This is a genomic window from Koromonas humicola, from assembly GCF_059726255.1.
In genome coordinates this window covers 1,193,453-1,219,900 of record NZ_AP040873.1, presented here as the reverse complement: position 1 = coordinate 1,219,900, position 26,448 = coordinate 1,193,453, and the positions used below count along the sequence as shown (strand labels likewise).

Sequence of the window (26,448 nt, the reverse complement as noted above, 5' to 3'; positions counted from 1 at the left end):
CATGTTCCTGATTCGGGAGTATGCCAGCCGAACCTGACTTTATAATTCATGAATACCCTTTTGATGCCACGATTTGAGCGACCTATGACGAATGGGAAGGTGGCAACTGAGTTGCATAGTAATGTGTGGCCCACCTCCGCGGCGCTGAGCGGTGGGCGGCTGGCAACGAAACCGCCCATGACCAAGGAAACTCAGATCCGCTTCGCCGCCGTAGCATTCATTCTGCTAACGCTGTGGGCGGTCGTGTTCGCGGCTATCAACTTCCAGAAAGAACGTGAGTTTTCGACACCTACCGATGGCGTGTGGTGGGTTGAAAATCATGGCCAGCTCGTAGCCCAGCGTGTCGATCCCATGGGGCCTGGCGACCGCGGCGGAATCAAAGCTGGTGACGTGCTCGTCGCGATAGGCGGTATTCCGGCCGACAATACCGCAGACGTAGCCCGCCAGATGTATCGCTCTGGGATATGGACTCGGCTCTCCTATACCCTCAACCGCGACAATGTGAATCTCGAAGTACCGCTGATTCTGCAGCCTGCGGACAAGAGTTTGAACCAAGGCTTGCGGTTGATCGCGCTGGTGTACCTCAGCATCGGTATCTACGTTCTTCTGCGCCGCTGGACGGCACCCAAAGCCGGACACTTCTATGTGTTCTGTCTTGTCTCTTTCGTCTTCTATTCCTTCAAGTTCACAGGCAAGCTCAATCAATTTGACTGGACAGTGTATTGGTCCAATGTGGTCGCTGGCATGTTGCAGCCTGCGATGTTCCTGCACTTCGCACTGAGCTTCCCCGAACGCAAGGCTTTCGTGCAGAAGCATCGCTGGGTGCTTCCGATGGTCTATGCTCCGGGCGCATTGCTGCTGGGTATCTGGGTGCTGCTCGTAGCAGCCGCGCAACCCAGCGGCTTGCTGCTTTGGAACCTTGACCGCATGCAGATGGGCTACGTGGCTGCGCTGTTTCTCAGCGCGACCCTCGTCCTCTGGCACACCTATCTGCGCGCCCGCACTCCAATCCTTCGGCAGCAGATGAAGTGGGTCACTCGCGGCACCTTCCTCGCCGTGGTCCCATTCACGATCTTCTATGTCGTCCCCTTTATGTACGGACAAGCGCCGTCGGCGATGATGAAGGTCAGCGTGCTGGCTCTGGTGTTCCTGCCATTGACCTTCGGTTACGCCATCGTGCGTTACCGTCTGATGGACGTGGACCTGATCTTCAAGCGTGGCATGGCCTACACCATTGCTGCCGGAACGATCGCCGCAGTTTACATCGCTGCCGTTGGAGCGACAGCCGAGCTGTTCCACAAGAGTTTCCCAAGCGCCGGCCCAGGCGGACTGGTCGTCGCAATGGTGTTCACCGCGGTCCTGTTTGATCCCATCAAGAACTGGATTCAGGAGCGCATTGATCGATTTTTCTACCGCAAGCGCTACGACTATCGCCGCACGCTCATTGAGTTTGGCCGCGAACTGAACTCCGAACGCGACTTGGGCAAAATGCTTGAAGCGATTCTTGAGCGGATTCAGAACACGCTGCTCGTTGATCGCATGGCCATCTTCCTTTCAAATGATGACGGCCCGGGATTTGTGCTGGCAAAGTCCAGCGGAATCGCCCAGCCGAACTGGCTCGATCTGAGTTTCCTGAGCAGCGAAAGACCGGAATTTGCGGAAGGCCATCTATTCTTCGACAACACCCACCAAGCAGTTCGCGAAGATCCTCTCGCGCAGGAAACGATCCGCACGCTCGACCTGAACTACTACATTCCTTGCACTGTCATGAATCGCACAATCGCTATGCTTGGCCTGGGAAAGACGAGCCAGGGCGATTTCCTTTCCAGCGAAGACGTTGAGCTGCTTGAAACTCTCGCGGGCTACATCGCCATCGCCTTGCAGAATGCACGCCTCTACGCCTCATTGCAGGAGAAGGCGCAAGAGTACGAGCGCCTGAAAGAGTTCAACGAGAACATCGTAGAGTCCATCAACGTAGGTGTGTTTGCGGTCGATCTACAGGACAAGATTGAGTCCTGGAATTCGCAGATGGAAGTGATGTACGCGCTGCCGCGCATTGACGCCATCGGCAAGCCCATCGGCGAGGTTCTGCCTGCTGCATTCTGCGACGAATTCCTCCGCGTGCGTGACAACCCAGGGATTCACAACCTGTACAAGTTCCGCCTGGGCACCACTGCCGGCGACATGCGCACGGTAAATGTTGCAATCGCGCCGTTGATCAGCAAAGACTACACCGTAATCGGGCGTCTCGTGATTGTCGACGACATCACCGAACGCATTGACCTGGAAACCCAACTTGCACAGGCCGATAAGATGTCGTCCATCGGCCTGCTTGCTGCCGGAGTTGCGCACGAAGTCAACACGCCGCTGGCTGTGATCAGTTCCTACGCGCAGTTGCTCGCGAAACAATTGCAGGGTGACGAGAAGCGTTCTGCTCTGCTCGACAAAATCACCAAGCAGACATTCCGTGCCTCCGAGATCGTCAACAACCTGCTTAACTTCTCGCGAACGAGCGGGACCGAGTTTGGCAGCGTGGATGTGAATCGCATTGTCCACGACACACTGGCTCTGCTTGAGCACCAGTTCAAAACTGCTCGCATTCGTGTCGTCGGCGAGTTGGATCCTACTCTGCCGCAGATACACGGAAATCAGGGAAAGTTGCAGCAAGTATTCCTGAACCTGTTTCTGAACGCGAAGGATGCCATGCCGCAGGGAGGGACCCTGACGGTGCGTACCACCCATGACCACGGCGTGTGCGTGCATGTAGAGGATACTGGCACGGGAATTGCACCCGAGCACATTCATCGCATTTACGATCCATTTTTCACCACCAAGGGGCGCCCAAAGCAAGGCGGCAGCGGTGGCACTGGCTTGGGCTTGGCCGTGACATACGGCATCATCCAGGAACATGCAGGCAAGATTCGAGTCGATAGCAAGCCCGGCGAAGGCACAACATTCTTTATGGAGTTCCCAATGTCCAGAAAGGCGATCCATGTCTGATGTAGCAGGAGCGAAGCGCATTTCAGCGCCGATTGAGCAATCGAGCGTGGGCAAGGTCCTGGTCATCGATGACGAGGCAGCGATCCGCGAGTCGCTCCAAATTCTTCTGGAAGATGAAGGATACGAGGTTATCAACGCGGCAGATGGCGAAGAAGGACTGGCTTTCCTCGACACACAAGCGTTCGACTTGGTGTTGCTCGATTTCCAACTCCCCGGACGCAATGGACTCGAGGTTCTGAAAGACATTCTTGATCGCGACTCGGACACAGCGGTCATCATGATCACCGCCTATGGCACGCCTGAAAACGCCGTTGCCGCTATCCAGGGAGGCGCGGCGAACTTCATCGCCAAGCCGTGGACAAACGAGAAACTCCAGGCCGATGTGCGCGCCGCCATTGCACGCAAGCGCGTGCAGGAAGAAAACGTCCAGCTCAAGCGTCAGCTCAAACAGCGCTACAACTTCGAAAACATCGTTGGCAAGAGCGAGACGATGTTGCGCACGTTTGATCTCGTCGCGCAGGTTGCTCCTTCGCGTTCTACCATCCTTCTGCAGGGCGAGAGTGGCACGGGCAAGGAGTTGATCGCCAAAGCTATCCATGCGAATTCGCCCCGCAAGGACCGCCCATTTGTCCCTGTGAATACAGGATCGATGCCGAGTGAGTTGCTCGAATCCACGCTCTTCGGGCACGTGAAAGGCGCATTCACTTCCGCTGTAAGCAGCAAGAAAGGTCTGTTCGAGGTCGCCGACCGAGGCACCATCTTCCTCGATGAAATCGGCAACATGTCGATGGAAACACAGGCCAAGCTGCTTCGCGTGCTGCAGGACAAGCGCTTCATGCATCTGGGTGGCGTGCAGGAGGTTCAGGTTGACGTGCGCGTCATCGCCGCCACGAACTCGGAATTGCGCCAGGCCGTCAAAGACGGCCGCTTCCGCGAAGACCTGTACTATCGCCTCAATGTCATCACGATCGAACTGCCACCGTTACGCAAGCGCAAGGAGGACATTCCGATGCTTGCGCAGCACTTTCTGCAGAAGTTCTGCGCCGAAAACGAGAAGCCAAAGCGTGAACTCGGCCCCGATGCGCTGCGCGCGCTGATGGATTACGACTGGCCAGGAAATGTTCGCGAGCTCGAAAACGCAATCGAGCGCGCCGTCGTGCTGTCAGCCCACCCTGTTATTACCGCTGACCTGCTTCCCGAGGACATCGTGAGCCGCGGGGACACGCTTCCTCTGATCACTGATAAGCCTGATGCATCGCTGTTTGAAATCGTGGAGGACTGCGAACGCCGCGTCATTACATCCATGCTGGAGCGCTGCGGGTGGAACCAGACGGAGGCTGCAGAGCGGTTTCACGTGCCCTTGTCCACGCTAAACCAGAAGATCAAGCGGTTAAATATCGAAATAAAGCGGCGTGGACAGCGCGAGTAGTGCCGGGCACGTCAATAGGTGTATTGCGCTGTGTTTTGATATAGTCCAAGGTAGAGCCGCACGCCGAATTTCATTTGATTGCGGCGTCCCGTACCGAATGGCATTTTCTCTATCTGAATACGCGAAGGGCAATGTTCTGGCGGTGCAGGAGTATTCAATCCTTTCCTGGCGGGCCATTGCCAATTTATTCAGCCAGCCGCTTTATCTTGGCGACATTCTCCAGCAGATGGATATCATCGGCGTTGGCTCACTGCCAATCGTCGTTCTAACCGGATTCTTCACCGGGGCAGTTCTAGCTCTTCAGAGCGCGAACTCCCTGGCCCGCTTTGGTGCTCTGGCCTTCACCGGACAACTTGTATCGATGTCGATGGTGCGCGAATTGGGCCCCGTGCTTACCAGCCTGATGGTCGCGGGCCGGAATGCCAGCGGCATGGCCAGCGAACTCGGCTCCATGGTCGTAACCGAACAGGTTGATGCCATGAGAGCTCTAGGCACCGATCCTACCCGCAAACTGGTAACACCGCGCTTGTCCGCGACGATATTCATGCTGTTCTTCCTCACGATCCTCTCGGATCTTGTCGGCTTGGCCGGTGGTTCGGCAATTGCGCTTCTGTTGCTGCGGCTCGATCTGAATGAGTATTGGACCTCAGCATGGCAAACACTGCGATTTGCGGATGTCTTCATGGGTCTGATTAAGCCCGTGATGTTCGGCTTCATCATCGCAACCGTGGGCTGCTACTACGGCCTGAGTGCCAAGGGCGGCACGCAAGGTGTGGGTCGAGCCACTACGCAAGCTGTGGTTGCCGCCAGCGTGCTGATTCTCGCCGTGGATCTCATTGTCACCCGCCTGCTGATGGTGGTGCTGGGGCCGCTATAGACAATGAGCACCGCCGCTCCCAACGGTTTGGAAAAGGCAGTTATCTTCGAGGACGTACACCTGCGCTTCGATGAGCAGGTCATTCTTGATGGCCTCTCTTTCGAACTGGAGCAAGGTGCGACCAAGGTTCTACTTGGTGTCGCAGGTTCCGGAAAGACTACGATCCTCAAGCTCACTCTCGGACTCGTACGCCCCGACAGTGGCCGCATTTTCGTGCTTGGTCAGGAAATCACGGCTATGCGCGAGCGGGAATTATACGACCTCCGCAGACGGCTTGGGATGGTTTTTCAGGAATCCGCACTGTTCGACTCGCAATCAGTCGAGGAGAACGTAGCTTTCCGTCTCCACGAAGAGAAGACTCCTGAAGACGAAATTCAACATCGCGTGCACGAAGCATTGCGCTTCGTGGAACTAGAACAGACAATCCATCTCTTCCCCGCTGAACTCTCTGGAGGCATGAGACGCCGAGTCGCCATTGCACGCGCAATCATTTCACAGCCTGAAATCCTGCTCTACGATTCGCCAACCGCTGGGCTCGACCCCGTAACCTCGACCACCATAGTCGAGTTGATCGTGAAGCAGCGCGATTTCTACAAGACCAGTGCGCTGCTGGTGACGCATCGCCTGCAAGATGCGTTCACCATGGCCACCCACACCTTCGACCAGCAGCACAACAAGATGGTACCCGTCCCTCCCGGAACCAATTGGGACTCGCGGACAAGCTTCCTTGTCATGAAGGATGGAAAAAAGATTTTCGACGGAAGCGCCGAGGAAATTGCGAACTCAGAGAATGAATATATCCGCGAGTATCTGACTCTTTAGCTAACGACCGATCGTCGCCAAAGCCATTCGTGCGATATGCGCTGCAGCATCAGGATGCGAGAGCGCCTTTGCGTGTGCAGACATCTCCGCCAGCCTCGCGGGGTCGGCTAGTAGTCCACTGACCTCGTTCACAAAACGCTCTGAGCTCAGCTCGCTCTCTGGAATCAGCAGCGCGGCATTCTCTTGCGCCAGCAACTCGGCGTTGCGCAACTGATGGTCGTCGGCAGCCCCCGGAAACGGCACGAACAATGCACACTTCCCTGCCGCCGCTATTTCCGCCACGGTCGATGCGCCGGAGCGGCAGACGACAAGGTCGGCATCCGCGAAGCTCTGTGGCATGTCGTCGATGAACGCGCTCACCTGGACGTCCAGCCCTTGTTCCGCATAATAGCGGCTCACCTCGGCAAATTCGCGCTCGCCCGTCTGGTGAACGATACGCAACCCAGGCAGACACCGCAAAAGCTCCGCCGCCGAATCACGCAGAAGACGGTTCAATGCGCGTGCTCCCTGGCTGCCTCCAAAAACGAGCAGTGTAGGACTATCCGTCTGCCGGGGTGGAAGAGAGAAGAACGCGGGCCGCACCGGCACGCCTGTTACTTCAAACTTCGGGAACCAGCGACCAGTTCGTTCGAAATGTACCGCCGCAACGGCCGCAAAGCGCGCCACCATGCGATTGGCAAACCCCGGGACGACATTGGGCTCGAACAGCATTACCGGAATTCGCATCAGCACAGCGGCCATCGTTGCCGGCCCCGCCGCAAAACCTCCGACGCCGATAACAGCCTGGGCCTTGAACTCACGAAGAATGCGCATGGCCGCCAGAATCGATAATGGCAGGTCGGCCATAGTGCGCAGACGTGTAGCGAGACTCACGCGGTTCAGCGCGCCAACCTTGACGGTGTACAGCGGGAACCCAGACTTCGGAACAAGACGCATCTCTATGCCGCGCTGAGTGCCGACGAACGCTGCCTCATGGCCCTGTTTTCGGAGTTCTTCAGCGATAGCGAGCGCAGGAATCACGTGTCCGCCCGTGCCACCGCCGGCAAGAATTATCTTCATATCAATCAGTCTGTTGAGTGATGTTCAGCAGCACACCAACACATGCGAGCATCACGATGAGCGATGAGCCACCATAAGATATGAATGGCAGAGGAATGCCTTTTGTCGGCAACAATCCAAGCACCACGCTGATGTTGAAGAATGCTTGGATGCCAATCATGGAAGTAATGCCGACGGCCAGGATCCGCGCAAAGTTGTCGCGAGTGTTCCAGGCGGCTCTCAATCCCCTGAAGCAGAAGAACGCGAACGCTGCGACAAAGCACACGGAGCCAAGCAATCCCAACTCTTCCGCCACAACGGCAAATATAAAATCGGTCTGCGGCTCCGGCAAATAGAACAGCTTCTGCTTGCCCTCCATCAATCCGAGTCCGGTCAGGCTTCCGGTGCCCACGGCAATGAGCGACTGGATGATGTGGAAACCCGATCCCTGCGGATCAGCGTATGGGTTGATGAAGGCCACCATGCGGCGCGCACGCCAAGCCGTTCGAAAAAGCAGCACATACAACGGCGGAATCGATATCAGGACCGCCCACAGGTAGTACTTCGCTTCCATGCCACAGATATACAGAATGGCTGCCGTGATGAAAGCGCAGGTCATGGCCGTGCCTAAATCCGGCTGCGCAACGATCAATAGGCAGAAGATGACAGTAGGCGCAATGGCCGGAAGCAGCGTGTGTCGCAAGTCGGTGATGGAGCGCAACCGGCTCTCCAGGAAATGAGCCATGAAGAGGATGATGGCCGGCTTTGCGAGCTCCGACGGCTGAAACGACAAGAAACCCAACTTGATCCAGCGATGCGTGTTGTGCGAGCGATCAAGCAGGAAGACTGCCGCGAGAAACAGCGAGGTTATTCCGAGACAGGTGAAAACCAATGCCGGACGATTCAGCTTGCGATAATCCAATCGCATAAAGCCGAACATCGCCGCCAACCCCACCGCAGCATAGATTCCCTGCTTCAACAGAAATGCGGTCTCAGAGCCGAATCGCTCCTTGGCGACGATGGCCGACGCGCTGAAAACCATCACCAGTCCGGCGAAGGTCATCAGCAGCGTGATACAGAATAGCCATCGATCGACGCTGACCCGCTTCGCCACTTACCGCCCTCCAGCAGGAGATTCCGAGTGAAGAGCCGCCAGCGACTGAACTAGGTCCTTAAATATCCGGCCTCGCTCTTCATAACTCGTGAACTGATCGAAACTCGCGCAAGCCGGAGCTAAGAGCACGATGTCTCCTTCAACCGCGATGTCTGCAGCTTTGCGCACTGCCGATTCAAGCGTCTGAGCGCGGATGACCGGAACGGCCGTCCCGATCTGCGACTCGATTTTCTCCGCGGCTGCACCGATCGTGTACACGCGCTTCACACGCTCAGCGATCAGCGGCTTCAAGACTGTGTAATCGCTGCCCTTGTCCTTGCCTCCGAGAATCAGGTGGATGTTGGCCGGGAACGCTTCCAGCGCCTTGATCGTCGCATCGACGTTTGTCGCCTTGGAGTCGTTGTAGTACTGCACACCACGCAAGGTCGCTACATACTCAAGCCGATGTTCGACGGCACGGAAATCCTTTACAGCGCGCCTGATTGACGAGGGCTCAATTCCGGCGGCCATACCGATCGCGACCGCGGCAAGCACGTTCTCCACATTGTGCGTGCCCTTCAGAGTGATTTCTGAAACCGGCATGATCTCTACTTCTTCTGCGTCGCGATACACAATCGCACCGCCATTTACATATGCCCCGCGCTCCACTGGATGCTTGCGGCTGAACCACAATACCTGCGGCTTTAGTCCCTTTGCCAATCCACGGCAGATTTCGTCATCAGCGTTCAATACGGCGAAGTCATCCGAGGTCTGATTCTCAAAAATCCGCTTCTTCGCCGCGACGTAGTTCTCCATCGAACCATGGCGGTCCAAGTGATCGGGCGTGATGTTTAGGATGGAAGAAATATGCGGGCGGAAGGTCTCGATGGACTCCAGTTGGAAGCTTGAAATCTCCAGCACGACCCAGGTGTCCGGAGAAGACTGTTCCACGAACGTGATGGCCGGGGTTCCAATGTTGCCTCCAACGAGTGTTTTGCGCCCACCCGAGGCAATCACCTCTCCGGTCAATGTGGTCGTGGTGGTCTTTCCATTTGAACCCGTAATGGCAACGATTTGGCCTTTGAGGAAGCGCGCCGTCAATTCGATTTCGCCAATAACAGGAATTCCCAACCGAATCGCATGCTGCAACGGAGCCACCGTGTTCGGAACGCCGGGGCTGACCACGATCAGGTCCTGATCGCGGAACGTGCGCTCGCCATGCTTGCCGGTTTCGACGGTAATGCCGCGATCGAGCAGTGCGGGAATCTCAGTGCGGAGTTGCTCTTCGCTCTTGGCATCGCTCACCGTCACACGCGCGCCACGCGATGCAAGGAATAGCGCTGAAGCCACTCCCGATTTTCCCAATCCAACTACCAGAACTCGCTTGCCTTTTACGTCCATGGATTCCATTCCTGTATTGAGCAGTTTGCCTTCTTAACTTAACGCAATTTGAGCGTCGTGAGGGCAAACAAAGCAAAGATCAATGAGCCGATCCAGAATCGCACAATCACCTTCGATTCTGACCAGCCGAGTTGCTCAAAGTGGTGATGCAGGGGCGCCATCAGGAAGATGCGTTTCTTCCGCAGCTTAAACGAGCCTACCTGCAAAATGACCGATAGCGCTTCTAAAACGAAAATTCCACCAAAGAACGGCAGCAACAGTTCCTGCTTGATGATGACCGCTACGGTTCCAATTGCCCCGCCGAGGGCCAGCGAACCCACGTCGCCCATGAAGACTTCAGCCGGGTGTGTGTTGTACCACAGGAATCCAATGGACGAGCCCACCATGGCTCCGCAGAAGATCGTCAATTCCCCAACCATCGGCATTTTCTGCAATTCCAGGTAGTCGGAGAAGACTGCATGGCCGCTGACATAAGTGAGAACCGTAAGCGCTCCAGCGGCAATCAACGTACAGCCAATCGCCAACCCGTCCAGACCATCCGTAAGATTCACAGCGTTGCTGGCACCAACCAGCACAAACACCACGAAGATAATGAACGGAAGAAACGCAATAGGCCAAAGATGAGGATTGTGCACCAATCCACTCATCACCAGATCTGGGCGAAACCGTTTCATGAACGGCACGATCAAGTGTGTCGAATAGTCGCCCTGGGCCTGCATCATGATCAGGACAACCGCGATCACAAACGCGACCAGTGTTTGCAGCATCAACTTGCTGCGCCCGTTCAACCCAAGGTTTTGCTTGCGAACAACCTTAAGATAGTCGTCAGCGAAGCCGATAGCTCCGAACGACAGAGTCGACATTACCGCGATCCAGACAAACTTATTCGACAGATCTGACCAGAGTAGCGTTGGCAACAATATAGAAACGACAATGAGCAAGCCGCCCATTGTCGGCGTGCCAGCCTTCTTCTGGTGCGAACGCGGTCCTTCCTCGCGAATGTACTGACCTATTTGGAATTCCCGCAGACGTCGAATCACCGACGGCCCGATAATGAGTGCCATGAATAGTGCGGTCAAACTGGCGAATGCAGTGCGGAACGTCAGGTACCGGAAGATCCTGAAGGGTCCTACGTTGAAATGGCGAAAGATGTATTCGTATAAAAGCCAGTAAAGCAATGGGTCCTCAATCGTGCGCGGGGCTTACCCGCAGTTGAACTAGGGCGGATTCACGGTTCCGCAATCCGGTCTAAATTTTTCTTTGCGCGTCAAATACTGCGAGCGCGCGCTCCAGGCCCACGCCACGCGAACCTTTCAGCAAAACAGCGTCTCCCTCGCGCAGATTCTTTGCCAGCCACTCACCTGCCTGCTCGGGAGTCTCCATAAACTCTGAAGCGACACCGGCCGAAGCCGCGCCCTCAGCAATGGATTCTCCATTGCCGCGAACGCCCACAACGTAATCCAATTTGTTCAGCGCCATGTTGCGCCCGCATTGGCGATGCAATTCCGCCGAGGTTGGCCCCAATTCCAGCATCTCGCCTGCAATCGCAACGCGCCGCTTGGCCGGAGTTTGCGCCAGGGCTGCGACCATGCTATCGAGTGCCTGCGGATTGGAATTGTAACAATCGTTAATGAGAATTGCGCCCGCGACTTCCCTCACCTCACCGCGCTTGTCCCCCGCACTGAGTGAAGACAGCCGTGTCACGGCGTCGGACGGACTTACACCGTGCTCGGTAGCGACGGCCACTGCCACCAGCGCATTCAGTACGTTGTGTCGACCGATCAGCGGCACATTTGCAGATTCGCGGAATCCTGGCCCAACAATGTCAAACCTGGAGCCGAGAATCCCCCTCATCTCAACATTCTCCGCGCGGTAATCAGCCGGGTGTCCAATTCCATACAGCGTAACTTTGCCATGGAAGTCGCGACCGAACTGCGAAGCATACGAGTCGTCTGCATTCAGGAAAGCGTGACCTCGCGCAGGAAGTGATGCGATCAGTTCGTACTTTGCCCTGGCGATTCCCGCCTGAGTGCCAAAACTCTCAAGGTGCGCCAACCCGACATTCGTCACCACGCCCTCATCAGGCGCTGCGATCTGGGCCAACCGGGTGATTTCGCCAGCGTGCGACATCCCCATCTCGATTACCGCAATCTCGTGTTGCGGTTCGAGTCGCAAAAGCTGCATGGGTAATCCAAAATGATTGTTCAGATTTCCTAGTGATTTCAGAACCTGGAACCGCGCGCCAAGCACGTGCGCAATGCATTCCTTGGTTGTCGTCTTGCCAGCCGAGCCGGTGACTCCAATCAGCTTTTTGCCCCACAGCCTTCGCACCGCAGCGCCCAAATGCTGAAGAGCGATGGTTGTGTCATCTACGACGATAAGGCTGGCATCATCGGCAAACCGGGAAAGCTGGTCCCGCGCCACTACGGCCCCGACCGCACCAGCATCGAGCGCGGCTTTTACATAGTCATGGCCATCAAGACGCTCGCCCTTGATTGCAAAAAACAGGTCGCCCCGGCGCAACGTGCGAGTGTCAATCGAATAACCTTCGGCCACCGCCTCGCGATTGAAGACTCCGTGACCCTGCGTAAATTCGGCAACTCTACCCAAGGGAAGCTTCATGCGTGTGCGCCTCCTCGCTTGTATCCGATCCGGTTCAGTTCTTCGCTCGCCACCTGGTAGTCGTCAAACGGGAACACCCCGTCACGCGTCGTTTGCGTGCGCTCGTGCCCCTTTCCTGCGATCAGGACGATATCTCCCTTTTGAGCCTTGGACAGCGCCATTGCAATCGCCTTCCTCCGGTCGGGTTCGGTCACAAATGGAGTACGCGTCTCGCGCAGTCCTGGCAGCGACTCCTCAATGATTGCCTCGGGATCCTCGCTGCGAGGATTATCGGCAGTCACGATCACAAAATCGCTTCCCTGTCCCGCTGCACGTCCCATCTTCGGACGCTTCGTACGATCGCGGTCGCCACCGCATCCGAAGATCGTGATAACGCGCCCGTTGCCGCGCTCAGCAAACTCCCGCGCCAGTTTGGTCAAATTCTTCAGAGCATCGTCCGTGTGCGCGTAGTCAACAACAACAGCAAATGGCTGACCTTCATCGACGCCTTCAAATCGGCCCGGCACGCGCCTAATGTTAGATATCCCCGCCGCAATCTGTTCTGCCGTGCATCCACGTGCGTACGCCGCAGCGCAAGCCGCAATCACGTTGTACACATTCACTCGGCCTACAAGGGGCGAGCGCAACTCGATCGGGCCCTTCGGAGTCGTAAGCGAGAATCGATTTCCCTGTGGCGTCATCTCCAGATGCTCAGCGTGAAAATCTCCCTGCTCGATTCCGTAGGTAAACAACTCTGAGTGGCGGCGCGAAAACTCGGCAAGTTTGCGCCCATGCTCATCATCAAGGTTCACCACTGCACAACGGGGAGCCTCGGTTCCGCAACCTTCAAACAGGATGCGCTTTGCCTTAAAATACTCATCCATCGTGCCGTGATAATCGAGATGGTCCTGTGTCAGGTTGCTGAAGATCGCCACATCAAATGGCACTCCGAACACGCGCCCCTGTTGCAGTGCGTGTGAGGAAACCTCCATCACCGCTTCGGTTGCACCCCGCGCCAGCGAGCGAGCGAACATCTGGTTCAGTTCGAGCGACTCGGGCGTAGTGTGAGGGGCTGGCAAGACCTCTCCCGGAAGGTGATACTCAACGGTTCCGATGAGTGCGTTCTTGCGGCCAGCAGAGCGCAATATGGCCTCCACGATGAACGTGGTTGTCGTCTTACCATTCGTGCCGGTAACACCGGAGATGCGCAAATGTTCAGCCGGATGCTTGTAGAAATTGGCACTCAAGCGTGCCAACGCGCGTCGATCATGCTGCGCTACCGCCCACGCAACGCCGTCGCGAGGGGTTTCCGTCGCAGAATCGGTGACCACTGCAACTGCTCCAGCCTTGATTGCCGCATCGATGTACCGATTGCCGTCGGTGCTTTCACCGTGCATGGCCACAAACACCCATTCCGGCCGAACGCGGCGCGAATCGTAGTCGAGCCCCTTGATCCGGCAGTCTTCGCCTGATTGCGAGAGCACCTCGGCTCCATCGAGAATTTCAAGAAAATTCATAGCGTATCTTTCAGAGCACCCTTGGATCATCGAGAGAAACGGACGGCGATCTTCGAACCGGCAGGCAGATATGAACCCGGCGGTGGCTGCTGTTCACGTGCAGTTCCACTGCCCACAATGCGTAGCTCAAATCCAGCTTTGTGTGCCGCCTCAACCGCGGCGCGCATCGACAAACCAAGCAGCGATGGTACCGTAGAACCGCCCGAGACATCGAGCACAACAGTTCCGCCCCGTGGATCAGGATGCGTAGTTTCCGGCGCGCGCAGTGGAGCCGAACCGCCCTGTACCGCTGGCATTGGCGCAGCCTGAGTAGGTGCGTTCGCAAGCGCAGCCAAATCCATCATCTCACCGGGCGCATGCTGCTGTGTGTCTTCGTTGTCGGCTTCGGCGGCCCTTGCAACGAGTGTACGCCGCGCAGCATTGTTCTTGGGCTCTACATCGTGCGGCACGCCATAGTAAGCCAGCACCTGCTCTGCCACGCGCTTAAACACCGGAGCCGAAACTTGGCCGCCCTGGTGCAGTCCGCGCGGCGAATCGAGAATGACCGCAATCGTGATTGCAGGATTGCCTACCGGAGCAAACCCAACGAAGCTGGCGACGTAATCCGTCTTGGAATAAGCGTGCGTCCGTGGATCGATCTTCTGCGCTGTGCCCGTTTTACCGGCAGACGTGTAGCCGTCGAGAATCGCGCGACGGGCCGTTCCATCCAGCACCACCTCTTCCGTTAGCCGACGCATGATGGCCGCCGTATAAGAAGAGATCACCCGGTGCTGTCCTTGCGGGTGGAACTCGATTCGCTGATACCCCTGATTCGGCGGGGTCACTCCGGCGACGATGCGTGGCGGCGAATAGAGTCCATCATTCGCTATCGACGACATCATCGAAACAATCTGCAACGGCGTGACGCCTATTTCCTGCCCAATCGCGACCGAACCGATCGACGAAGCTGCCCAGCGTTCCGGCTTCCGAACGAGCCCGCGAGTTTCCCCCGGCAGTTCTATATTTGTGGGTTGCCCAAAGCCGTAATCCTTGATGTGCTTGTAGAAACGCTCCGGGCCCATCCTCATTGCCAGTTTGACGGACGCAGTATCGCTCGACTCCGCATATGCCCTTTCGAGGCTTACGGTTCCGATATGGTGCGAGTCACGGATGCGTATTCCGCCGATCACAATGTATCCGGGATCGCAGTTCACGATCTCCTCAGGCCGGGCCAGTTTCTCATCGAATGTGGATGAGAACGTCACTGTCTTAAAGACTGATCCGGGCTCGTACACATCGCTCAGCGCATGGTTCTTTAGCTTCTCAGGAGTGATCTCTTTCGAGAGATTCGGATTGAACGAGGGTGCGTTGGCCAATGCCAGAATCTCGCCAGTTCGCGGATTCTGTACGACCACCGTTCCGCTCAACGACTGCGTTTCCTGCATCGCCTGCTCCAGCTCTTTCTCGGCGATGTACTGAATCTTCTCGTCAATCGTGAGCACCACGTTTGCGCCCGGTTCTGGAGGATGCTCCATGTGACCGAACCACTTCCGTCGCGCATCCATCGTGATCACGACGCGGCCCTTCACGCCGTTCAACTGCGTTTGGTAAAGATGCTCTATACCGGCCAGGCCACTATCTTCCATGCCCACGTAGCCAAGCACCTGGGCGGCCAGCGCGCGCTTCGGATAGAAACGCTTCAGTTCTTTCTGGAAGTAAATTCCGCGCAGATTCAGTGCACGAACTCGCGCCGCAACGTCAGCATCGATCTTGCGAGCGACCCACGCGAAATTCCTCTGCGATTGCAGACGCTGCAGAATGCTCATCGCATCTTCGCCCGTGAGCTTGCTAAGAATCTCTGCCGTAGTCTTCTGATCGGGAATTTCGCTCGGTACAGCGAAAACGGAATCGACCTGCACCGTCATCGCCAGTTCCTGCCCGTTTCGGTCGTAGATAATTCCGCGTTGTGGCGAAACTTCTACTGTGCGCTGTTGCTGCCTTTGCGCACGCTGAACCCACTCTCCGTAGTGCAGGACCTGAAGATATGCAAGACGTAGAACAATGATTAACGCCCATGCAAGGAGAAAGATCCCGAAACGTAGAAGGCGAGACTGTGCATCAATTGGAGTCTTGCCGCCAGCCATCGCTTACACCCGCACCGCGAGGGAGCCCGGAAAGTCTCCTGCGCGCGAATTGAACTCACCGGCCATTCCGGAACAGCCTTGGGTGCTGTTCCACACGAATGAAGAAGCGCGCGAGACGCGCCGAAATGCTTTGAGAAGGCCGGGAAACTGCATATTTCAAAGTTAATACAGTGCTGACGGCCCGTACAGGTGCTACATGTGAAAAAAGGCGCACCCGGGCCGTCGTTTGCCCTGAACCCACCTTCGAGTTCGTGCCTTAGTTTGGAACTGAAATCACTGAGACGTTCGTGGCCTTCGCCATCACCGGAGCGCCCGTATCGCCAACCGTGCTCGAATCATCAAGACGTTGCACCTGGCCCACTGCAGGCAACGACATCCCCATACTGCGCGCCAAAGCATCGATGCGAGCCGGTTCCTTCAGCGTGGCTTGCTCTAGCTTCAACGTGCGATTTACGTCCGCGAGCTGGTCACGCTTCGCACGGAGGTCTTCGATCTTGTATCCGTACTCGATCGAGCTGCAGTGCTGGCCCAGATATACGAGGGCCATGATGAAGCAGATCACCACCGTCACAGAGAACATGCGCATTTCGCGCTGCCGAACGGGATCGGCCGAACGCACCAGTCGGGAGTTGTCGATTGCCTTATGGAAGTAAATCTCGGGAGCCCCGGGCATGTAACGGCGCGGGGCGGCCGGAGCCGTGTTCTCAAGTGCTGCACTCACGCGTTGAGGCAATGCCGCTGCCCAGATCGCCATATTTCACTCCCTACCTTTTCCACGTTCTTCCACAGCATTCACAGGTTTTTCCACATGCTGTGAAGAACTCTTTGAAAAAATCTATCTTTCGTTCTTCCTGCGTTTTTGCGCTTCCAGCCTTATCGCCGCGCGCATCTTCGCGGACCTTGCCCGCGCGTTTTCCGCAATTTCCTCGTCTGAGGCAATCACCGGCTTCTTGGTCAAGGGCTCCCAGATTCCCTCATGGGCTCCCTCTCGTATGGCGTCCTTCACCATGCGATCTTCCAGCGAGTGGAAGCTGATCACTACCAGCCTGCCACCCGGCTTTATTACATTGGGCGCACCTTGTAGCAGCGCCCTCAAATCCTCCAGTTCGCGGTTCACGTAAATTCGGATTGCTTGAAAAGTCAGCGTCGCAGGATGAATGCCTTTTCCTCGCGGTTGTTTCATTGGCCGGGCTGCGGCCGATACAACTTGTGCTAGATGAGCGGTCGATTTTATCGGCCGTGCCCGAACAATGGCTCTGGCGATTCTCCGCGACCTCCTCTCCTCACCGAATTCGTAAATCAGATCAGCGAGATTGCTCTCGTCGAACTGGTTTACCACTTGATCGGCGGTTAGCTCGGCATTCGGATTCATCCGCATGTCGAGTGGACCTTCCGCCTGAAAACTGAATCCTCGGCTGGCATCGTCAAACTGCATCGAACTGACGCCCAGATCGGCGAGTACGCCATCAGCACTGCCGGGGGTCACGCGCTCCGCTATTTCGGCGTACGACGCATGATGCAGCGTGATCTCGGGCCAGTCCTGTTGACGCCCCTCGGGGGCCATCAAACGTTTGCGTGCCATTTCCAGCGCCGTGGTGTCTTTATCGAAGCCAATTAACCGTCCCTCGGGTCCGAGCATTGCTGCGATGACGGAACTATGTCCGCCCAACCCGAGAGTGGCATCGATATAAGTCCCGCCGCGCTTTACAGCCAGGAAGTCGATTGCCTCATTTAAAAGAACAGGTGCATGACTGAATTTCCGTCCGCCATGCGCGCCCTTCAGAGCGCCTTCACTGTTTTCGGGCTCCTTACCGTCGCCCACCCGCTAGTTCCTCGAACTCAACAGAGCGTTCATTTCATCCGGCGTAAGCGGATTCGCCTCAACCGCCTTGCCGAACTCTTCCATCACTCGAATCTCGATGTGATCCAACTTCCCCAGCACGGCCACTTCGCCCTTCAATCCAAACTTGTTGCGGAGCCATTCGGCAATCGTCACGCGCCCCTGGCTATCCATCTCAACGTTCTGACCGTAGTAGCCGGTCACTTCCTGAAACTTTTCCTTCTGCTGATAGCTGCCGGGGCCGTTCTTCACCTGCGACTCAAACTGCTCCCACGCACTCAGGGGATACAGCTTGATAACCTCCCCATTCAGGCTGGTGAGATAAAATCGACCGTCGTAGCTCCTGTCGATCTCATGCTTGAAATCGGCGGGAATCTTCAGGCGGCCCTTCTCATCCAGTCGGGTTGGGCAGTTGCCGCGAAACATTTTGAAAGCCCTCTCAATGGGCAAACCCTCCGGGTTAAGTCGGAGGAGGCTTATGAAGCGTCGTTTTTGAGTCTCTTGGGTTCCAATTCACTCCCCTAGACTCCACTACGCTCCACTGGACTCCATCCTACCTTCATTCCTTTGCCTGTCAAGGGCTAAATGCGTTTTTATTCAGAGATTTTTTGTGTTCAGCCCAAGAATTTCGCGTTTGAGCTGAAACAGCGGGCGAAGCGCTCCCAGAAACAGGTAAACACCCTAGATTCAGGAGCTTTCATTGAGGAACTTGTGTTGATGAAAGCCGGTTAGCTGAAAACAAGAAAGGCAGCCGCTGGCCTGACTCAGCGACTGCCTCCGGGACCTTGAGGTCCCTCACGTGTTCAGGGCGCTCGGCCCTGACCTTTCCCGGCTGCCATAAGTGACGGCGCCAGCTATACAACAGGTTTCGGCAAAATCAACGCGCGACTTTAGCTTTATTTCTCCAAAACTTCGAGAGCCAGCGGTCTTTGTTCCTGAATGTCACTGTATCCCTTTGGATCAAAGAGGTTGGTGTAATAACGATGTGCCCGTTCCCATGCCTGGTCGTCAGGAGGCGCGCCAAACGTCTGTATATAAAGTGGCGATCCGGGGAAGGGATACATTGGCACCGGTTCGCTGACCCACACGCCTTCGGATTTCAGCCTTTCCTGCCACCGTCGAATCTCGCCGCGATCATCGTGCTCGGTGAGGATCAGATTCGCCTGCACCCACGGAATTCGCTTTCGGGCGTAGATCAGCAATTCGCTGATTCTCTCGGTGCTCATGCGGCAGTTCTTGTTGAGTTCGTCCCGCCCCTCGTCGGTGATCGACTCGATCCCGCATTCGATGGAAATCGTGTGCGCCCTGCCTAAAAGGTCAAGCTTCTCTTCGTTCCACAGATCTATACGCGTCTGGAAACCGATATTTACTTTCCGCGCGGCGATTCCTTCCAGCAGACGCAGCACGTTTTTGCCGACGCCAAAAATTTCATCGATGAAATAGATGTAATCGACTCCTCGCGCAATTAGTCGATCAATTTCCAGCAGAACGGAATCGACATCGCGTTCTCGGAACTTATTACGGAAGAGCTGCTTGTTGCAAAAATTGCAGTTCCAGGGGCAGCCACGGGCGAACTCCACTTCGGCCCCGCGCCCACTTCCTTGATTAAACACGTGATGCCGATGCCAGTGCTTCTCCACGGGATAATCGCCGAAGTCTAGAGCGCCGAGCGTCCTCATATCCACCACGGCCTGCCCGGTGCTGTAGTGCTCACGACCCGAAGCCTCCCGGAAGCACACCCCGTCGATCATTTCCCAAGGCTCCGAAGCCAATGCCGCCAGCGCATCCTCGCTCTCGCCTTTTATGACGATGTCCGCGCCGGTCTTTTGCATCGCAGCCCTCGGCGTCGCCGAGCTATGTGGCCCAATCAGAACCTTCTTTGCCCTGCCGCCAATTCCTGCGAACCATTCCCGTGGCACCCGGACCTCTGGCGGAGGACAACGCCAGAACAGATAAGACGGAGTCGAAGGAATGACAAGGAAATCCGGATCAAACTCAGCGACCTGCTCGCGAACGTCGGCCAGAGTTCGGTCTTCGGTTTGGGCATCGATCACCAGAGCTTCGTTCCCGCGAGCGCGGATCTTCTGTGCCGCAAACAGCAACTCCAAAGGCGTGTGCGGGTCTTTACATCCAAAGTAGGTCGAGCCCTCAAAGTCCCAGTTAGGATTCACCAAGGCATACTTGGACATCAGGCGATTCTCCGCAGTGATGCCACCAGCTCCGGCGACTCTCGAAGTATTTCCGCGCGCGTTGGAGCCAACACCTCGCGATTGGCCCTGTACCACTTGTAGATCCCCTTGAGGATCCCATCCAGATCCACTTTCGGCTCCCACCCTGTTTCCCGCGTGAACTTTCCGTGGTCGGTCACATAAATCAGTTGATCCCCGGCACGCTTCTCCCCGAAGTCATAAGGCGACCGTGCATTCGTCAACTCCTCAATGCGGTCCATCAACTCCAACAGCGAAACCGTATTCCTCGTGCCGCCGCCAATGTTGTAGATCTGTCCTGCGGTGACCTTACGGTTGCCATACGCCAACTCGAATGCGTTCAAGAGATCTTCGACGTAGAGCACGTCGCGCACTTGCCGCCCATCGCCATAGATTGTGATTGGCTTTCCTTCGAGTGCCGAATACAGGAAGTGTGCCACCCACCCCTGATCTTCGCTGCCAAACTGCCTTGGACCAGCAATGCACGACATTCGAAACACAACGGACCGTAATCCGTAGATACGCGCGTAATCCCGCACATATTGGTCTGCACCACCCTTGGAGCAACCGTAGGGCGAGTGAAAATCTAGTGGCTGCGATTCGTTCGTTCCACTACCGTCCACCGAGACGTAGCGATTGCCCTCAACGCGCACTTCGCCATCGCTCGAGTTGCCATAAACCTTGTTGGTCGAGGTAAACAACAGAAAGGGATTGTTCCCGTGCCGCCGTGCCGCTTCCAGAATGTTGAATGTTCCGCCCAGGTTGACGTCGAAATCCAGCTTGGGGTCCACCAATGAGGTCGTCACCGCCACTTGCGCGGCGAAATTGTAGATCTCCGTGGCGTACTTCACTACGCGGCTCACCATCTCTGCGTCGCGCACATCGCCTACCGTAATCTGCAAACGCCCGCTGCGCCCTGCCACCTTCTGCAAGTACTCCAGATTGTGCCGTGCGCCCTGCCGGGAGAGGTTGTCGAATACATGGACCTTTGCGTCGGTGGTCTTCAGTAGTCTCTCGGTCCAGTTCGAGCCGATGAATCCGGCTCCGCCAAAAATCACAATGGACCGGAACTCTGACCTCGTCATTGCCATTTCGTTGCGTCCCCTGTTGTCTCCCGGAACATCATTCGTCACATTCACGGGGCAAAGTCAATTTACTTTCTGGCAGTTCCAACACGGGTAAGTAGATGCGAGCCCTCGTATATACGTTGACTCCGAAGTCCATTTTGATCGGGAACTCGGTAGAAGCTGCTCGAATCGCTTATACTTGAAAACAATCCCCGCGAGATCCTTAAGCCCTTTGGACTAAAGCGCATCGCTATAGAGGAATAAAACTATATGTCCGCTGGCGCGGCAGAAGCCATGGTCACAGTTGATGACGTGAGAAGGGCGTATTCGCGGATCCGCGAATCGGTGTACCTTTCACCCTGCTCTCAATCGGAAACTTTCTCCCAGATCTCCGGCAACAAGGTCTTCCTGAAGATGGAAAACCTGCAGATGACGGGCGCTTACAAGGAACGCGGGGCGCTGAACAAAATCCTTGAGCTTACCCCAGAGGAACGCGGTCGAGGGCTAATAGCTGCTTCGGCGGGCAACCATGCCCAGGCTGTTTCCTACCATGCCAGCAAGCGAAAGATCGCAGCGCAGATCGTAATGCCTCTCGCAACTCCCTTGAACAAAGTGATGGCCACTCGTCGCTTTGGGGGTGATGTGATCCTGCACGGAGCCAACTACGATGAAGCCTGTGAAGAAGCAAAGCGTCGTGCTGTAGAGGACGGACTCACTTTCGTTCACGCCTTTGATGATGATGCCGTAATCGCCGGACAGGGTACGCTCGGTCTCGAGCTACTCAGCCAGACTCCAGATATCGACTTGGTTGTGACCGCCATCGGCGGTGGAGGTCTCATCAGCGGCATGGCTTGTGCCCTGAAGGAGATCAATCCGCGCATCCGAGTCATTGGTGTGCAAACCTCTCGCCTGCCTTCCATGAAGGCGGCCATTGACGCCAATCAGCTAGTCACGCTTCCCGTAGCTTCTACTCTCGCCGATGGCATCGCCGTTCGCCGCGCAGGAGAGCGCACCATGCCCATGGTGCGCAAGTACGTGGACGAGATCGTTACGGTCGAAGAAGAAGAAATCGCCAGCGCCATTCTGCTTTTGCTTGAGCGCGAGAAGACTGTGGCCGAAGGGGCAGGAGCTGCTGCTGTAGCTGCCATTCTGCATCGCAAAGTGGACTGCACAGGCAAGCGCATTGCGGCCGTAATCAGCGGAGGCAACATCGATGTGGGCATTCTCTCCCGCATCATCGAGCGCGGCCTCGCGAAGGACGGACGCCTGATCCGTCTTCGCATTCACCTGCCCGACTACCCCGGTGCGCTGCATACGTTGACGGGAGTTCTCGCTGATCACCGCGCGAACATCGTAGAGACAGCCTACGACCGCAAGTTCGGAGTTGATCTTGGCTACTCTGCCATCGATCTCACGGTTGAAACTCGCGGCAACGAACACGTCGAGAACTTGCTCGGGGCTCTTTTGAAAGCTGGATACCAGTTCGAGCGCATTCAGTAATCCATCGTCCAACTCACAAACGCTCCCGTGCTGGAGCGTTTTCGTTTGCGGCCCTGGACTGCAGAGCGACCCTGCGCTATCCAATGTTCGTTCCTCTCGTCTAAACTTATTTCCGGCCAAAATTGCAGCATTTTCGGAGCCTGAAACAATGAGATCTCTTTTCGAAGTCGCGCGATTTGCTTTCTGCGTCGCGCTTGGTACTACGTTCGTACTTTCAACGTCCCTTTCGGCCCAGCAAACGCCCGCTGCGCCCGAGACTCATGGCATCGCTCTGAGCCACATCGACAAGTCCATCAATCCGGGCGACGACTTCTATCTGTTCGCCAACGGCAACTGGATCAAGCAGACCGAGCTTCCGCCCGACCGTGGTCGCATTGGCGTGTTCAGCGTGCTTGATGACATCAGCAACAAACGCACGCAAGGCATCATCGAGGAAGCAGCCAAGTCCAACGCGAAAGCCGGCACCGGCACCCGCAAGATCGCTGATCTTTATAACTCCTACATGAACGAGAAGGCGATCGAGGACAAGGGGCTCACCCCCTTGCAGCCGACGCTGAAGAGCTACGCTGAAATCAAGGACAAGCGCCAGCTCGCATATGTTCTCGGCCAGACGCTTCGTGCCGACGTCGATCCGCTGAACAATACGAACTTCCACACATCGCACCTATTCGGTCTCTGGGTAGCTCCTGGTCTGCATGATTCAGGCCACTACAACGCCTACTTGCTGCAGGGCGGCCTCGTTCTTCCGGATCGCGATTATTACGTTTCCAAGAGCGAGCGCATGGGCACCATCCGCACCAAGTACCTTGCGCACATCTCTGCCATGCTTAAGCTTGCTGGCTATGACGATGTTGACGCTCGTGCCCAGCGCATCTTCGATCTTGAGCACGCCATCGCAGAGAAGCACATTACTCTCGCCGAAAATGACGACATTTTGAAGGCTGACAACACGTGGAAGAAGGCTGATTTCACGGCAAAAGCTCCCGGACTCGACTGGGCTGAGTTCTTCCGTGGCGCAGGACTCGAGAAGCAAGCCAGTTTTACCGTCTGGCAGCCCACAGCATTCACGGGAGAATCAGCACTCGTCGCCTCTACTCCGATTGATACCTGGAAAGATTGGCTCGCCTTCCATCTGATCGAGCAGTACGGTGGAGTGCTGCCCAAGGCGTTTGCCGATGAGCGCTTCGCATTCTTCGGACAGACCCTCTCCGGAACTCCGCAGCAGCGTCCCCGCTGGCAGCGTGGCGTTAGCGTCGTGAATGGCCTTCTTGGCGATGAGGTCGGCAAGATCTACGCTCAGCGCTATTTCTCGCCAGAAGCAAAACAGCGCGCGCAAGCCATGGTGGCCAACATCATCGAGTCGTTCCGCAAGCGCATCGACGCACTTGATTGGATGGCACCCGCGACCAAAGCCGAAGCCAAGCAAAAGCTGAACACGCTCTACGTCGGCATCGGCTATCCAGAAACCTGGCATGACTATTCGGCGCTTGAAATCAAGCCCGATGACATCCTTGGCAATCTCTGGAGGGGCAGTCTCTTCGAGTACCAGCGCGAGATCAAACGAGTTGGCAAGCAGGTGGACAAGAAGGAATGGTCCATGACGCCGCAGACGGTGAATGCAGTCAATCTGCCGTTGCAGAATGCGTTGAACTTCCCTGCTGCCATCCTCCAACCTCCGTTCTTCGACGCACAGGCTCCGGCTGCAGCCAACTACGGTGCAATTGGCTCGGTCATCGGACACGAGATCAGCCACACGTTTGACACCTTGGGAAGCACCTTCGACTCCACTGGTGCGCTGCGTAATTGGTGGACTCCGGAGGATCTCTCAAAGTTTGGCGTAGCCACGAAGCGTCTCGCCGACCAGTACGACACGTACAAGCCGTTCCCTGATCTTTCCGTGAATGGCGAGCAAACGCTGGCCGAGAACATCGCCGACGTCGCCGGAATCTCGGCGGCCTACGATGGATATCGCGCCTCGCTCAACGGCAACCCCGCTCCTGAACAGGGCGGCTACAACAGTGATCAGCAGTTCTTCATTGCCTACGCACAGAACTGGGCATCGAAGGCTCGTGAAGCTGCGCTGCGCCAGCAAGTGGCGACCGACGGGCACTCTCCCGCCGAATATCGCGCTGCCACCGTCCGTAACATCGATTCGTGGTATGCGGCATTTGACGTGAAGCCGCCTGCGAAGCTGTACCTCGCTCCCGCAGACCGAGTCCGGATCTGGTAAACAAAAAGGGCACTGGAGAGCTTTCTCTTCAGTGCCCCTAATCTTGCGAAACCTCGCGAAACTTTGAACTTCTAACTTTGAAACCTCGAATCCTATGGCTCTAGTCTGGCAAGTTGACTGCAAAATCTGCGCGCTGCGTTTCGCCGTGCTGCCGCGTAAACACGTCGAAGGCAAAAGCACCGAAGCCCTCGTCCACCACAAAGAGGTTGGCCGTTTCGAGTGCCCTCATTGCCACGAATTCTCGGACTACTCCACGGATGACTTCATCCCGGGAGAAGGACAAATCATGCCTTCCCGCGAAGTGGAATAAGAAAAGGCCGGCGAAATATTCGCCGGCCTAAACTCCAAACTTAATCTGGAGCCCTACATCTGCGCAGTTAACAGATGTGGGGCTATCTAATCTCTACTTCTTCAGCACCGTGCACACCGAAGCGCAGATCGCTCCTCCAACATTGAATGTTGCTGCCGCCCTCGGATTCTTCACCTGCAATCCCTCTGGTGCGCGCCCCATCAACTGCTCGAAGCACCATCCCACCATCGCTACGCCTGTCGCGCCGATCGGATGTCCTTTGGAGATCAGTCCACCCGAAAGGTTGATGCCGCATTCGCCATCCACCCGCGCCTTGCCTTCGCCCCAAAAGCGCCACCCCTCGCCCACCTTCGCCTTCCCGATGACCTCCGAGCCGATTGCGCCCATCACCGAGAAACAGTCATGCACCTCGGCCACGTTCACATCCGCCGGATGGACTCCCGCCATCTCGTACGCCCGCTGCATGGCGTGGTTCGCGCCCGCAGGCCGGAGAATGTCGCGGCCTTCCTTCAACAACGGGTCCGTTGCCTGCGCGTAGCCTGCGATCTCGACCGCATCCTCCTTGGACACACCCAGCTTCTTCAATCCTTCTTCCGTTGCCAGGATCAATGCCGCGTAGCCATCTGTTATCTGAGAGCAGTCGTAAGTCTTCAGCGGCAATCCATCCACGATGTAGCGATTGCGGTCCGTTACGTTCACCACATCATCCAGCGTGACCTTGACCTTGTTCATTTGGGCCAGCGGATTCTTGTTGCCGTTCGCGTACTCTTCGACCGCGACCTTCGCCAGATCTGCTTCCGTCACCTTGTGGCGCTTGATGTAGCACTCCATGATTTCCGCAAAGAGATGCGGGAATATGTAGGTCTTGCCCTCGCGCTCGTCCGGATGCGAATAGTAGCCCAGCGCTTTGCCAATCAGCTTGCCATCCATTTTGCCTTCGGCATCCCGCATCTTTTCGTAGCCCAGCGCGAAACCCGTATCGCCCCATCCTGCCTGCAGTTTCAGGATTGTTGACAGGATCGCTTGTCCGCCCGAAGCACAGGCATTCTCGACACTCTCAATCGGTTTACAGGCCAACCCCGGAACCGTGGCCGCCAGACCAGACACAAGCCCCTGCTCATTCAGTGCAATGTTGCACGCCGCGCCCACCGCTCCTACGTCCAGCATCGATGGGTCAGTGTTGATCTCTTTGCATACGCCTTCAATCGCGTTCTTTGCTATTTCGGGAACAGTCATTCCCATCAGCTTGCCGAACTTTGATTGGTGATAAGCGGCAATGTAAATGCGTTTCATCTGTATTCTTCCCCCACAGAAGAGATGCGTTCTGCTCTACGCACGATGATGTTTAGACACTTAGCCCCACACTTAGTGCCGCAGGATCATACTGTAGTCA

At 56.4% G+C, this 26,448-nt stretch carries 20 protein-coding genes; 6 read left to right on the top strand and 14 right to left on the bottom strand.

Going from position 1 to position 26,448, the window contains the following annotated elements:
• The first annotated feature begins 84 nt into the window (after window positions 1–84).
• From AC6IZD_RS05290 to AC6IZD_RS05275, 4 genes are all read left to right on the top strand, one after another.
• Entirely contained in the window at window positions 85–3,000 is a 2,916-nt protein-coding gene (locus AC6IZD_RS05290) for a GAF domain-containing sensor histidine kinase (protein ID WP_497786641.1), read from the top strand.
• Window positions 2,993–4,429 (top strand): sigma-54-dependent transcriptional regulator, encoded by a 1,437-nt coding sequence (locus tag AC6IZD_RS05285; RefSeq protein ID WP_497786640.1) that lies wholly within the window; start codon window positions 2,993–2,995, stop codon window positions 4,427–4,429. Before AC6IZD_RS05290 ends, AC6IZD_RS05285 begins: the two co-directional genes overlap by 8 nt.
• A gap of 97 nt (window positions 4,430–4,526) precedes the next feature.
• The gene (locus tag AC6IZD_RS05280) at window positions 4,527–5,306 is read left to right on the top strand and encodes an MlaE family ABC transporter permease (protein WP_497786639.1); all 780 of its coding nucleotides are present in this window, start codon (window positions 4,527–4,529) and stop codon (window positions 5,304–5,306) included.
• Window positions 5,307–5,309: 3 nt separating this feature from the next.
• A complete protein-coding gene (locus tag AC6IZD_RS05275) occupies window positions 5,310–6,128 on the top strand; it encodes an ABC transporter ATP-binding protein (RefSeq protein WP_497786638.1) in 819 nt (272 codons plus the stop codon).
• Here AC6IZD_RS05275 and murG read toward each other — a convergent pair whose 3' ends face one another.
• From murG to AC6IZD_RS05215, 12 genes are all read right to left on the bottom strand, one after another.
• A complete protein-coding gene (gene murG, locus AC6IZD_RS05270; protein ID WP_497786637.1) occupies window positions 6,129–7,187 on the bottom strand; it encodes an undecaprenyldiphospho-muramoylpentapeptide beta-N-acetylglucosaminyltransferase in 1,059 nt (352 codons plus the stop codon).
• A 1-nt stretch (window position 7,188) separates the two neighbouring features.
• Window positions 7,189–8,280 (bottom strand): putative lipid II flippase FtsW, encoded by a 1,092-nt coding sequence (gene ftsW / locus AC6IZD_RS05265; RefSeq protein ID WP_497786636.1) that lies wholly within the window; start codon window positions 8,278–8,280, stop codon window positions 7,189–7,191.
• Window positions 8,281–9,660: a UDP-N-acetylmuramoyl-L-alanine--D-glutamate ligase gene (gene murD, locus AC6IZD_RS05260; protein ID WP_497786635.1), complete on the bottom strand. Its 1,380-nt coding sequence runs from the start codon at window positions 9,658–9,660 to the stop codon at window positions 8,281–8,283. It lies immediately after the preceding gene.
• A 38-nt stretch (window positions 9,661–9,698) separates the two neighbouring features.
• Complete coding sequence (mraY, locus tag AC6IZD_RS05255) at window positions 9,699–10,838, bottom strand: phospho-N-acetylmuramoyl-pentapeptide-transferase (protein WP_497786634.1); 1,140 nt, start codon at window positions 10,836–10,838, stop codon at window positions 9,699–9,701.
• Between the two features lie 70 nt (window positions 10,839–10,908).
• Window positions 10,909–12,282 carry a UDP-N-acetylmuramoyl-tripeptide--D-alanyl-D-alanine ligase gene (locus tag AC6IZD_RS05250; protein WP_497786633.1) on the bottom strand — a complete coding sequence of 458 codons (1,374 nt, stop codon included), beginning with the start codon at window positions 12,280–12,282 and terminating at the stop codon, window positions 10,909–10,911.
• Entirely contained in the window at window positions 12,279–13,778 is a 1,500-nt protein-coding gene (locus tag AC6IZD_RS05245; protein ID WP_497786632.1) for a UDP-N-acetylmuramoyl-L-alanyl-D-glutamate--2,6-diaminopimelate ligase, read from the bottom strand. The genes AC6IZD_RS05250 and AC6IZD_RS05245 overlap by 4 nt, the downstream gene beginning before the upstream one ends.
• A gap of 26 nt (window positions 13,779–13,804) precedes the next feature.
• Window positions 13,805–15,901 carry a penicillin-binding protein gene (locus tag AC6IZD_RS05240; protein WP_497786631.1) on the bottom strand — a complete coding sequence of 699 codons (2,097 nt, stop codon included), beginning with the start codon at window positions 15,899–15,901 and terminating at the stop codon, window positions 13,805–13,807.
• Between the two features lie 256 nt (window positions 15,902–16,157).
• A complete protein-coding gene (locus AC6IZD_RS05235) occupies window positions 16,158–16,655 on the bottom strand; it encodes a cell division protein FtsL (protein WP_497786630.1) in 498 nt (165 codons plus the stop codon).
• Between the two features lie 81 nt (window positions 16,656–16,736).
• Window positions 16,737–17,684: a 16S rRNA (cytosine(1402)-N(4))-methyltransferase RsmH gene (gene rsmH / locus AC6IZD_RS05230; RefSeq protein ID WP_497787560.1), complete on the bottom strand. Its 948-nt coding sequence runs from the start codon at window positions 17,682–17,684 to the stop codon at window positions 16,737–16,739.
• Window positions 17,685–17,726: 42 nt separating this feature from the next.
• On the bottom strand, window positions 17,727–18,167 hold the full coding sequence (locus tag AC6IZD_RS05225; protein ID WP_497786629.1) for a division/cell wall cluster transcriptional repressor MraZ: 441 nt from the start codon (window positions 18,165–18,167) through the stop codon (window positions 17,727–17,729).
• A gap of 470 nt (window positions 18,168–18,637) precedes the next feature.
• Window positions 18,638–19,930 carry a TIGR04295 family B12-binding domain-containing radical SAM protein gene (locus AC6IZD_RS05220; protein ID WP_497786628.1) on the bottom strand — a complete coding sequence of 431 codons (1,293 nt, stop codon included), beginning with the start codon at window positions 19,928–19,930 and terminating at the stop codon, window positions 18,638–18,640.
• Window positions 19,930–21,033: a GDP-mannose 4,6-dehydratase gene (locus tag AC6IZD_RS05215; protein WP_497786627.1), complete on the bottom strand. Its 1,104-nt coding sequence runs from the start codon at window positions 21,031–21,033 to the stop codon at window positions 19,930–19,932. Before AC6IZD_RS05215 ends, AC6IZD_RS05220 begins: the two co-directional genes overlap by 1 nt.
• 252 nt (window positions 21,034–21,285) lie before the next feature.
• Between AC6IZD_RS05215 and ilvA the strand changes: the two genes are divergently transcribed.
• Together ilvA and AC6IZD_RS05205 are read left to right on the top strand one after the other, a co-directional pair.
• Window positions 21,286–22,515: a threonine ammonia-lyase gene (gene ilvA / locus AC6IZD_RS05210; RefSeq protein WP_497786626.1), complete on the top strand. Its 1,230-nt coding sequence runs from the start codon at window positions 21,286–21,288 to the stop codon at window positions 22,513–22,515.
• A 148-nt stretch (window positions 22,516–22,663) separates the two neighbouring features.
• On the top strand, window positions 22,664–24,745 hold the full coding sequence (locus AC6IZD_RS05205) for a M13 family metallopeptidase (RefSeq protein WP_497786625.1): 2,082 nt from the start codon (window positions 22,664–22,666) through the stop codon (window positions 24,743–24,745).
• A 100-nt stretch (window positions 24,746–24,845) separates the two neighbouring features.
• Here AC6IZD_RS05205 and AC6IZD_RS05200 read toward each other — a convergent pair whose 3' ends face one another.
• Window positions 24,846–24,974 carry a hypothetical protein gene (locus AC6IZD_RS05200; protein ID WP_497786624.1) on the bottom strand — a complete coding sequence of 43 codons (129 nt, stop codon included), beginning with the start codon at window positions 24,972–24,974 and terminating at the stop codon, window positions 24,846–24,848.
• Window positions 24,975–25,148: 174 nt separating this feature from the next.
• Complete coding sequence (locus AC6IZD_RS05195) at window positions 25,149–26,348, bottom strand: thiolase family protein (RefSeq protein WP_497786623.1); 1,200 nt, start codon at window positions 26,346–26,348, stop codon at window positions 25,149–25,151.
• Between the last annotated feature and the right edge of the window lie 100 nt (window positions 26,349–26,448).

Coding starts and splice junctions, on each gene's coding strand:
- AC6IZD_RS05290 (WP_497786641.1), top strand. CDS start 85: ATGACGAATGGGAAGGTGGCAACTGAGTTGCATAGTAATGTGTGGCCC.
- AC6IZD_RS05285 (WP_497786640.1), top strand. CDS start 2,993: ATGTCTGATGTAGCAGGAGCGAAGCGCATTTCAGCGCCGATTGAGCAA.
- AC6IZD_RS05280 (WP_497786639.1), top strand. CDS start 4,527: ATGGCATTTTCTCTATCTGAATACGCGAAGGGCAATGTTCTGGCGGTG.
- AC6IZD_RS05275 (WP_497786638.1), top strand. CDS start 5,310: ATGAGCACCGCCGCTCCCAACGGTTTGGAAAAGGCAGTTATCTTCGAG.
- murG (WP_497786637.1), bottom strand. CDS start 7,187: ATGAAGATAATTCTTGCCGGCGGTGGCACGGGCGGACACGTGATTCCT.
- murD (WP_497786635.1), bottom strand. CDS start 9,660: ATGGACGTAAAAGGCAAGCGAGTTCTGGTAGTTGGATTGGGAAAATCG.
- AC6IZD_RS05250 (WP_497786633.1), bottom strand. CDS start 12,282: ATGAAGCTTCCCTTGGGTAGAGTTGCCGAATTTACGCAGGGTCACGGA.
- AC6IZD_RS05245 (WP_497786632.1), bottom strand. CDS start 13,778: ATGAATTTTCTTGAAATTCTCGATGGAGCCGAGGTGCTCTCGCAATCA.
- AC6IZD_RS05240 (WP_497786631.1), bottom strand. CDS start 15,901: ATGGCTGGCGGCAAGACTCCAATTGATGCACAGTCTCGCCTTCTACGT.
- AC6IZD_RS05235 (WP_497786630.1), bottom strand. CDS start 16,655: ATGGCGATCTGGGCAGCGGCATTGCCTCAACGCGTGAGTGCAGCACTT.
- AC6IZD_RS05225 (WP_497786629.1), bottom strand. CDS start 18,167: ATGTTTCGCGGCAACTGCCCAACCCGACTGGATGAGAAGGGCCGCCTG.
- AC6IZD_RS05220 (WP_497786628.1), bottom strand. CDS start 19,930: ATGTCCAAGTATGCCTTGGTGAATCCTAACTGGGACTTTGAGGGCTCG.
- AC6IZD_RS05215 (WP_497786627.1), bottom strand. CDS start 21,033: ATGACGAGGTCAGAGTTCCGGTCCATTGTGATTTTTGGCGGAGCCGGA.
- ilvA (WP_497786626.1), top strand. CDS start 21,286: ATGTCCGCTGGCGCGGCAGAAGCCATGGTCACAGTTGATGACGTGAGA.
- AC6IZD_RS05205 (WP_497786625.1), top strand. CDS start 22,664: ATGAGATCTCTTTTCGAAGTCGCGCGATTTGCTTTCTGCGTCGCGCTT.
- AC6IZD_RS05200 (WP_497786624.1), bottom strand. CDS start 24,974: ATGAGGGCACTCGAAACGGCCAACCTCTTTGTGGTGGACGAGGGCTTC.
- AC6IZD_RS05195 (WP_497786623.1), bottom strand. CDS start 26,348: ATGAAACGCATTTACATTGCCGCTTATCACCAATCAAAGTTCGGCAAG.